Consider the following 9,038-nt stretch of genomic DNA (forward strand, 5'->3'; position numbering starts at 1 on the left):
CACATGACCAAGCGCAAGTCGGCAGCGCAATGACGGGCGCTGAGCGCCACTATTCGGCCGCCCAGTCGACCAGCGTGGCGATGGTGTTCATGTTGCGCGCCGTCCCCGCCTTGGCCGCGGGGATCTTCAGTTTGGAATCGGCCATGCCGTCGCCGTAGTGCACGTAGATTTCGCGCGTGCCCAGGGCCATCTCTTCCGTCCGAACGCCGGTGGCGGCGGCCAATGCATCGGGCGGCGGTGGGGTATCCAGGAAGATCGCGACTGTCCGGTTGGGCGCCGCCGTCTTGAACGGATTGCCTTCCAGCACCGCCGCCAGTTCGGCGCCCGTGCGCACAAGCACGCCCACGGGTTTGCCGGCGTAGTCCTCCAGGCAGCGTTCCAGCTTCGCCTTGATGGTCGCTTCCGCCAGCCGGCTCTGAAAAACCACGTTGCCGCTGGCAATGTAGGTGCGTACGCCGGTCAGCCCGATCCATTCACACATTGCGCGTAACTCGGCCATGGGCAGTTTGCCGGTGCCGCCCACATTGACGGCGCGGAGGAAGGCGATGTAGCTGGGCATGGGTTCTCCTGTTCTGTCTGTCTTATCAACGGCTTACGGATGGGCTCAAACCGGCAACATTCTGTTACGAGATTGACGAATGTGTTTAACCCGCCCCGTCGCGCGACTTGTATTCTGCGCCCCGAACTCATCGAGCCCGGATCGGCCCCTCATTGAGGCGAGTGCCGCATCCTGCATTTGCGCATAAGGAGAACACCATGTTGAAGAAAATTGCACCGGCCCTGATTGTGGCAACGCTCGCCGGCCTGACGGCGTTGCCCGCAGCGGCGGATGACCTGCGCAATGCCCTGGGCGGCGCGCTGGGTGGCGCCGGCGGCGCAGCCGTGGGCGGCGCACTCGGCGGGCAGACAGGCTCGGTGATCGGCGGGGCGATCGGCGGCGGCGCGGGCGGCGCATTGACGGCCAACGGCCGCGAGCGCAAGGGCGCCATCGTGGGCGGCGCATTGGGCGGCGGCGTGGGGGCGGCTGCAGGCAATGCCATGGGCGGCCATACGGGCGCATCGTGGGCGCCGGCCTGGGTGGCGGCGCGGGTGCAGCACTGGGCGGCAACGTGCAGCGCAATTCGTACTCCGACCGCGACGACCGCGGCCGCGGCTACCGTCGCCACGGCAAGCACCATCACCACCACTGATCTGATGCGCCGGTGCGCTCGCCACTGAGCGCACCGGCCGCTTTCTTGCTTTCCTTCCGGCGACGGCGCGGTCGGCAAAACCTGTCGTCGCGACTCGCCGTTGCCACGTGCGGCGCCTACCATAGCGAGACGGCTGCCGTCGGCAACCACACGAAGGAGAGCGCCATGACGCAACGCTTCGACGCCATCATCATCGGCACCGGCCAGGCCGGCCCCCCGCTGGCGGCGCGCCTGTCGGGCGCCGGCATGAAGGTCGCCATCGTCGAGCGCGGCCGCTTTGGCGGTACGTGCGTCAACACCGGCTGCATCCCCACGAAAGCCATGGTGGCCAGCGCCTATGCAGCGCGCATGGCCCAGCGTGCGGCCGAATACGGCGTGATGATCGACGGCGGTGTCACCGTCGACATGCAACGCGTGAAGGCCCGTAAGGATGAGATTTCCGGCCGCTCCAGCCATGGCGTAGAGCAATGGGTGCGAGGCCTGGAGCACTGCACGGTCTTCCAGGCCCATGCCCGTTTCGAAAGCGCGCGCACCGTGCGCGTTGGCGACGAGCTGCTCGAAGCCGAGCGCATCTTCATCAACGTCGGCGGTCGGGCGTTGGTGCCGCCCATGCCCGGGCTCGATCAAGTACTGTTTCTCACCAACTCCACCATGATGGACGTCGATTTCCTGCCCGAGCACCTCGTCGTGATCGGCGGGAGTTACGTCGGGCTGGAGTTCGGCCAGATGTTCCGGCGCTTCGGTTCGCGCGTGACGATTGTCGAGAAAGGCCCCCGCCTGATCGCGCGCGAAGACGAAGACGTATCGCAGGCAGTGCGCGAGATTCTGGAAGCGGAAGGCATTGACGTGCAGGTCAACGCCGATTGCCTGAGCGTGCGACGCGACGGCGCCAACGTCGTGGTCGGCCTGGAGTGCGGTAGCGGCGCGCGCGAGGTGTCGGGCTCGCATCTGCTGATGGCTGTCGGGCGCGTGCCCAATACCGACGATCTGGGCCTCGACAAGGCCGGCGTGGAAACCGACAAGCGCGGCAATATCCGCGTGGACGATCAGTTGCGTACCAACGTGCCCGGCATCTGGGCCCTGGGCGATTGCAACGGCCGCGGCGCCTTCACCCACACGGCCTACAACGATTACGAGATCGTGGCGGCCAATCTGCTCGACGACGATCCGCGCAAGGTGTCGGACCGCATCCAGGCGTACGCCATGTACATCGACCCGCCGCTTGCGCGCGTCGGCATGTCGCTCTCGGAGGCGAAGCAATCAGGGCGCAAGCTGCTGGTCGGCAACCGCCCGATGACGCGCGTCGGCCGTGCGGTGGAGAAGGGCGAGAGCCAGGGTTTCATGCGCGTCGTGGTCGATGCGCAGACGCACGACATCCTGGGCGCGTCGATCCTGGGTGTGGGCGGCGACGAGGCGGTGCATTCGATTCTGGACGTGATGTATGCCAAGGCGCCTTACACGACCATCAGCCGCGCCATGCACATTCACCCGACGGTGTCGGAGTTGATTCCCACGTTGCTGCAGAGCATGGAGCCGGTGGAGTAGCGCCGGGCGTGGCGCCAAAAAAGAAGGGCGCCCAGGGCGCCCAACACTTCGACTCGCTACCGTGCGCGCTGCTCAGGGCACGATCGAGAGAAACAGGTACGCCGCAAAGATCGCCAGATGCACGACGCCTTGCAGGATGGTCGTGCGGCCCTTGCCCAGCGTGAGCGACGACACGATCAGCGTGAGGAACAGCAGGACCATCTCCTTGGGGCCCAGGCCCAGTTCGAGCGGGCGGCCGATCCAGATGAACACGGCGGCTACGGTGGGGATGGTCAGGCCGATACTGGCCAGCGCGGAGCCCAGCGCGAGGTTCAGGCTGGTCTGAATGCGGTCTGCATTGGCGGCGCGCAGGGCGGCCAGGCACTCCGGCAGCAACACCAGCGCGGCGATGACGATGCCGACCGTGGCGGGCGGCGCGCCGGCATTCAGGATGGCGGCTTCCACCGAAGGCGACAGCACCTTCGCCAGCCCGACGACGGCCACCAGCGACACCATCAGCAACACCGCGCTGAGCGCCGCCACACGTGCGGGCGGCGGCGGTGCGTGTACGTCTTCATTGGCGCTGTCGACGAGGAAGTAGTCGCGGTGGCGGATGGTCTGCACGATGACGAAGCAGCCGTACAGCACGAGCGAAGTCACGCCGGCAAAGGCCAACTGCGACGAAGACAAGACGGGGCCCGGCGTGGAACTGGTGTAGTTGGGCAGCACCATGGTCAGCGTGACCAGCGCAGCCAGCACGGCCAACGCGGCGGTGGCGCCCGGCGCCTGAAACGCTTGCTCGCGGTGGCGCAGGCCGCCCACGAACAGGCACACGCCCACGATGCCGTTGCAGATCAGCATGACGGCGGCAAACACCGTGTCGCGCGCTAGGCCTGCTTTCTCTGGCCCGGACGAGAGCATGACGGACACGATCAGCGCGACTTCGATCACGGTCACGGCAATTGCCAGGACCAGCGTGCCGAAGGGCTCGCCCACCTTGTGCGCGACGACTTCGGCATGGTGGACGGCAGCGAAGACGGCCCCCGCCAGTGCCAGCGCCATCAGTGCGATGAGCCAGCCGGGGGGCGTCATGAATGAGCCGCCGACCAGCACCACCCACGCGAGCAGCGGGGCAGCGACGGTCCAGGGGGGCAGCTTGTTGGAAGACAGGGCCACGGAGTTCTCCTTGTTGTTGCCTCATCGCCGGCATGCGGCGAAGGGGATTCAATGTGGCCCGAATATAAAGCATGTGCGGAGCATCAGCCCGCACATGCGCCGTGCGTCACGCCAATGCCGTCACGGGGCAACGGCTACGGCAGACACCTCCTGGCTCCAGTAAGTCGGCAGCGTGCCGTACGGATTCGGCAGCGTCTTGTTGGTGATGAACACGGCGGCAGCGCCCTTGCTGGAGGCGTTGCGGACGAACGCCTGCATCTGCGTGGCCGAGGCCGCGTAGACGATGTGCGCAAACCGCGCCGTCGGATAGTTGGCCTGCCACGCCAGCGGCGCATAGCTGGCGTAGTGCTTGGCGCTGTCTTCAAACACGACGAGCTGGTCTGCAACCGGCAGGCTGGCGTAGATCTCCGGCACGTTGGTGCCCGGGTTGCCCGTGACCGTGTAGTTGGGCGACAGGCCCTTGATGTAGTTGTAGACGGATTGGTAGAACTGGATGTGCGCGGTGGTGCTGTCGGCGGTCATCTCGTCGATGAAGAAGCCGTCGACCTGGTACAGCGCCTGGTAGGTGTTGATGTCCTGCACCACGGCCGACAACGACCGGTTTGTGTACGAGCTGGATACGTACCCGATGACCTTGCCGCCCGATGCGTGCACCTTGGCGACGGCGGCAACGTAGTTGGGGTCTTGTGTCGTTCCCGGGCCGCTGTTCGGGTTGAGGATGACCGTGGTCGGCACCGACGTCGCGGTTGTCGCCAACGTATTCCATTGCGTGGCGCCCGTGCCCGACGGATAGATGTAGGACGGCACCAGCAGCCCTTCAGCGCTGGCATGCGATGCGCCCATCAGCGCGCCCGACACCAGCGCGAATGCTGCATATGCGGCGCGGGCGAACCTGCGCTTTGCGTTGCCCATTTGCGATGCCACGGCCAGCGTGGCGAATGCGGGCGAACGCCCCCCCGTTTGTATCGTTTTCATTATGTGCCCCCGACCACGCAGTTCGTTGCGTATGTCATCAGGCCCGCTCCCGTTGCGGGTTGGCGGGCAACTGGCTGACTTCGTCCAGCGAAGTCCCTATAGCTTTGCGTCGCCGGATCACTCCGGTTTTGCCCAGACCTCTGGGTGTGAACCCATTGGGGGAAGACTCTACCGGGGCCGCGCGGAGCGGGCAAACGGAGATTGCGCAAACGGGCCGGCTGCCGCGTGAAGCGTTGTCTGCAGCCCACGTTGCGCATTGCCATGGCAATCAACCGTCGACGCCAAATGCACCTCGGGCGGCTTGGCCCGTTTCTCCCATGTCACGTTTCCCCTGGCCTGCGCCAGAACGTCTGGTGCATTCCGCCGCCACAGAGCTCCCCCGTATCGTCAGTTCACGCAGCGCTATCGGTTGCCGCTGTGTTTCTTGTTCACGTATCTGACTGAGGAGAACCTGCAATGAACATCCGCTCGAATGTGCCCGTCATCCGCATCGCGCTGTTGGCGTTGGTGTCCCTGATTGCATCGCTGGCGGCTGCCGCCGCATTGGCTGCGCCGCCCGCGACCGTCGCAACATGTGACGGCATCAAGGAGGCGTACCCGATTCTCGGCGCCCAGTGCACCCACCACTACGCCAAGATCAACCACGCGCCCGCCACAGCGGCCGAGCGGCGCGAGACTTACTTTGCCCGGATTGCGGTGTTGGAAATCTTCCGCAAGGCGCTGCTGTGCAACGGCATGTACGGCGCATCGAAATCGGAGCAGCAGCGCTTTGCAAGCGGCGAGGCTGGCCACCTCCAGGCCTTGGCGAACCTGAACGCGGCAATGACGATTGCCGGCGACCCGAACGTGCCGGCGCTCTACACCGCCGCCGACTTGACTGACGTGTCCATCAAGAAACAGCAGTGCAAGTAGGGGAACGGTGGCGGCGCGGTTCTTCAGACCGCGCCTGCAATCACATCCCGCAACCACTGATGCCCGGGGTCTCGGTGCACGCGCTCATGCCACAGCATCGACATCTCGTACCCGGGCACTTCCACCGGTGGTTCGACCACCTGCAGCGCGGTGGCGCCGCGCACGAGCCGCTCCGGCAGCATGGCAACCAAGTCTGTGCTGGCGACTGCCGTCATCACAAAGAGGAAGTGCGGCACCGACAGCACGACGCGTCGCGTGGCACCGGCCGCCTGCAATGCTTCGTCTGTCACGCCGAAGAAGCCACCGCCATCGGGCGACACGATCACGTGATCCAGTGTGCAGAACTGTGCCAGCGTCGGCTTGCGCTTCAGGCGCGGGTGCCCGGCACGGCCGATCAGCACATAGCGTTCAGTGAACAGCGTACGGCGGCGCAGGCCCGGTGGTGCGCCGTCTGTGGTGTGGAACGCGAGATCGATCTCCCCTTGCTCGGCCTGCTTTTCAATACGCGTGGGCACCAGTTCCAAGATGGCGAGCCGCGTGCCCGGCGCGCTTGATCGCAGCGTGTTCAGCGCCGGCAACGCGATGGTGGATTCGCCGTAATCCGTGGCGGCTACGCGCCATGTGTTGGTGGCGTGTGCCGGGTCGAACGGGCTGGCGGGCGCGACCGCCCGCTCCAGTGCTTCCAGCGCCAGCCGCAGCGGTTCGCGCAGGCTTTCAGCGCGCGCCGTGGGGCGCATGCCGCGCGGGCCCGGCAGCAAAAGCGGGTCGCCGAAGATGGCCCGCAGCTTGGCCAGATGCACGCTCACGGAAGGCTGCGAGAAGTTCAGCCGCTCCGCCGCACGCGTGACGTTGTGCTCGGTCAGCAGCACATCGAGCGTCACCAGCAGGTTCAGGTCCAACCGTCTGAGATTATTCATGGCTATGCCTGGAATATGAACAATTCATTTCCAATATACCTGGCCGGACCGCATTCTGGAGCCAATTCCTCATTTGGAGCTGCCACCATGAATGTTCTGATTGTTTACGCCCATCCCGAACCCAAGTCGCTCAACGGTGCCCTCAAGCACTTTGCCGTCGAGCGTCTGCAGGCCGCCGGCCACACCGTGCAGGTGTCGGATCTGTACGCCATGCACTGGAAGGCCGTGCTTGATGCCAGCGACAGCACTGTCGCGCCGGTGGGTCCCCATTTCCACCCGTCGCTGGATTCCAAGTACGCCTTCGAGAACGGCCTGCAGTCCCCGGACATCGCCGCGGAGCAAGCCAAGCTGCGCTGGGCAGACGCTGTGATCCTGCAGTTTCCGCTGTGGTGGTTTTCGATGCCCGCCATCCTCAAGGGCTGGGTCGAGCGCGTCTATGCATATGGCTTCGCCTATGGCGTTGGCGAGCACTCCGACACCCACTGGGGCGACCGCTACGGTGAAGGCACACTTGCCGGTAAACGCGCCATGCTGATCGTGACGACCGGCGGTTGGGAGTCGCACTACAGCCCGCGCGGCATCAACGGCCCGATCGACGACATCCTGTTTCCGATCCAGCACGGCATCCTGTACTACCCCGGTTTCGATGTGGTGCCGCCGTTCGTGAGCTACCGCACCGGCCGCATGGACGAGGCGCGCTTTGCGCAGACCACGCGCGCACTGGGTGAGCGACTCGACACCTTGTTCACCACTGCGCCGATCCCGTTCCGTCGGCAGAACGCCGGTGATTACGAGATTCCGGCGCTCACGCTGCGGGCGGAGATCGCGCCGGGAAAATCAGGCTTCGCTGCGCATCTTGCCTAAACCCCGGCGTAACGGCGGGCGCTACAATTCGAGCTTCACTTCCGGCGGCGCGCTGTAGCGGATACAGCGCGCGCGCGTTTGTTTCTCGTCCCTCCTTTCTTGTCGGCATGGCGTCTCACGCGGTTCTCACGGGTCTGGTCAATTTGCTGCTCGGCATGGGCCTTGGCGTTGCAGGCGGTTTGCTCGGCATTGGCGGCGGGCTGATCGCCATTCCTGTGCTCGGCTACCTGTACGGAATGGACCAGCATCTGGCGCAGGGCACCGCGCTGGTGATGATTGCGCCCAATGTGCTGATCGGTTTCTGGCGGTATCACCAGCGGCATCCGGTGCATCTGCGTTCCGTCGCGCTGATCTGCGTGTTCTCGATGGCGGCGACCTACGTTGCCGCGCGCTTTGCAGCGGGGCTGGACGCGCACCTCCTGCATACGGCGTTTGCCGTATTCCTGATCGTCCTGGCGCTGTACTTCGCTTCACAGATCAAAGAGAAGCCGAATGCTGCTGATCCTGCGCCCGCCGCTCCGCATGCCATGCCGGCCGCCGCGCTGCCATTGATGGGCATTGCAAGCGGGGCGATGTCGGGCATCTTCACGGTGGGCGGCGGCCTGGTGGTAGTGCCGGCGTTGGTGACGTTCTTCGGTATGCCGCAGACACGCGCCCAGGGCATGGCGCTCGCGCTGGTGGTGCCCGGCTCGCTGATCGCACTTGCGACGTATGCGCATACGGGCCATGTGGATTGGGCAACGGGCATTCCGCTGGCGGCCGGTGGTATTGCGAGCGTGTCGTGGGGCGTGGCGCTGGCGTATCGGTTTTCAGCGCGACGTCTGCGGCTGGCGTTCTGCGCCGTGCTGCTTGGTACGGCGCTGATGATGTTGCTGGTCAAGCCAGCCTGATCGACCTGGTTTTCAAAACGAAGGAGGGCATCGTGTCGGAACAAGACAAGCAGGCGGGGCGTGCACGCCGCGCGCAGGTGATGGGCGACGCATTCGTCGAACGCGCGATGAGCGGGCTGGATGCGTTCTCCGCGCCGCTGCAGGATTGGCTCAACGAACACGCCTGGGGCAGCACGTGGCAGCGGGACGGCATCGACCTCAAGACGCGCAGCCTGTGCACTTGCGCGATGCTCGCCGCGCTGGGCCGCAGCACCGAACTCAAAGGTCATGTGCGCGGCGCCATCAATAACGGCGCAACGGTGGTGGAGATCCGCGAAGTGCTGCTGCATAGCGCCATCTATGCGGGTGCGCCAGCGGCCATCGAAGCATTTCGATCGGCGCGCGAGGTGCTCAATGAGCTCGGCATCCAGATCGAAGAAGGGCGCTAATCTGCGTCGGGTTTGCCGCTTGTGTTAACGGGCTTAACACAAGTTGCATGACTGATGCGCCTTGCCTATTCTCGCGGGATCACGATGGCGCCGGTGTGTGGCGCTGGTCGACTCATCCCTCGGAAACCCCCATGTCTCAAGATCTCAAGACCCGCCTTGGCG

9 protein-coding genes, 1 pseudogene and 1 riboswitch are annotated in these 9,038 nt (G+C 65.2%); of the genes and pseudogenes, 6 read left to right on the forward strand and 4 right to left on the reverse strand.

From position 1 onward, the window contains the following. Positions 1 to 49: 49 nt before the first annotated feature. Positions 50 to 559, reverse strand: a complete 510-nt coding sequence (locus tag FUT88_RS10950) for a DUF1697 domain-containing protein (RefSeq protein ID WP_147214255.1) — start codon at positions 557 to 559, stop codon at positions 50 to 52. A 197-nt stretch (positions 560 to 756) separates the two neighbouring features. Here FUT88_RS10950 and FUT88_RS10955 point away from each other — a divergent pair. Then, positions 757 to 1,190 (forward strand): annotated as a pseudogene (locus FUT88_RS10955) (hypothetical protein). Between the two features lie 165 nt (positions 1,191 to 1,355). Next, positions 1,356 to 2,735 (forward strand): FAD-containing oxidoreductase, encoded by a 1,380-nt coding sequence (locus FUT88_RS10960; RefSeq protein WP_147215075.1) that lies wholly within the window; start codon positions 1,356 to 1,358, stop codon positions 2,733 to 2,735. A 72-nt stretch (positions 2,736 to 2,807) separates the two neighbouring features. Here the strand turns inward: FUT88_RS10960 and FUT88_RS10965 are convergent, their stop codons facing one another. After that, the gene (locus FUT88_RS10965; RefSeq protein WP_147215077.1) at positions 2,808 to 3,890 is read right to left on the reverse strand and encodes a calcium:proton antiporter; all 1,083 of its coding nucleotides are present in this window, start codon (positions 3,888 to 3,890) and stop codon (positions 2,808 to 2,810) included. A 120-nt stretch (positions 3,891 to 4,010) separates the two neighbouring features. Further along, positions 4,011 to 4,865 (reverse strand): spherulation-specific family 4 protein, encoded by an 855-nt coding sequence (locus tag FUT88_RS10970; RefSeq protein WP_147215078.1) that lies wholly within the window; start codon positions 4,863 to 4,865, stop codon positions 4,011 to 4,013. A gap of 62 nt (positions 4,866 to 4,927) precedes the next feature. Beyond that, positions 4,928 to 5,008, reverse strand: a riboswitch (cyclic di-GMP riboswitch). A gap of 313 nt (positions 5,009 to 5,321) precedes the next feature. On the opposite strand from FUT88_RS10970, the gene FUT88_RS10975 reads away from it, so the two are divergent. Further along, positions 5,322 to 5,777: a hypothetical protein gene (locus tag FUT88_RS10975; protein WP_147215080.1), complete on the forward strand. Its 456-nt coding sequence runs from the start codon at positions 5,322 to 5,324 to the stop codon at positions 5,775 to 5,777. A 23-nt stretch (positions 5,778 to 5,800) separates the two neighbouring features. Here FUT88_RS10975 and FUT88_RS10980 read toward each other — a convergent pair whose 3' ends face one another. After that, positions 5,801 to 6,694 carry a LysR family transcriptional regulator gene (locus tag FUT88_RS10980; RefSeq protein ID WP_147215082.1) on the reverse strand — a complete coding sequence of 298 codons (894 nt, stop codon included), beginning with the start codon at positions 6,692 to 6,694 and terminating at the stop codon, positions 5,801 to 5,803. A gap of 87 nt (positions 6,695 to 6,781) precedes the next feature. Between FUT88_RS10980 and FUT88_RS10985 the strand changes: the two genes are divergently transcribed. The 3 genes from FUT88_RS10985 to FUT88_RS10995 all read left to right on the forward strand — a co-directional run bounded on the left by FUT88_RS10985 (position 6,782) and on the right by FUT88_RS10995 (position 8,876). Beyond that, on the forward strand, positions 6,782 to 7,558 hold the full coding sequence (locus tag FUT88_RS10985; protein WP_147215084.1) for an NAD(P)H-dependent oxidoreductase: 777 nt from the start codon (positions 6,782 to 6,784) through the stop codon (positions 7,556 to 7,558). Between the two features lie 107 nt (positions 7,559 to 7,665). After that, positions 7,666 to 8,448 carry a sulfite exporter TauE/SafE family protein gene (locus tag FUT88_RS10990; protein WP_147215086.1) on the forward strand — a complete coding sequence of 261 codons (783 nt, stop codon included), beginning with the start codon at positions 7,666 to 7,668 and terminating at the stop codon, positions 8,446 to 8,448. 32 nt (positions 8,449 to 8,480) lie between these two features. Further along, positions 8,481 to 8,876: a carboxymuconolactone decarboxylase family protein gene (locus FUT88_RS10995; RefSeq protein ID WP_147215088.1), complete on the forward strand. Its 396-nt coding sequence runs from the start codon at positions 8,481 to 8,483 to the stop codon at positions 8,874 to 8,876. The last annotated feature ends 162 nt before the right edge of the window (positions 8,877 to 9,038 follow it).

The organism is Ralstonia sp. TCR112, assembly GCF_007997035.1.
Taxonomy (GTDB): Bacteria; Pseudomonadota; Gammaproteobacteria; order Burkholderiales; family Burkholderiaceae; genus Ralstonia; species Ralstonia edaphi.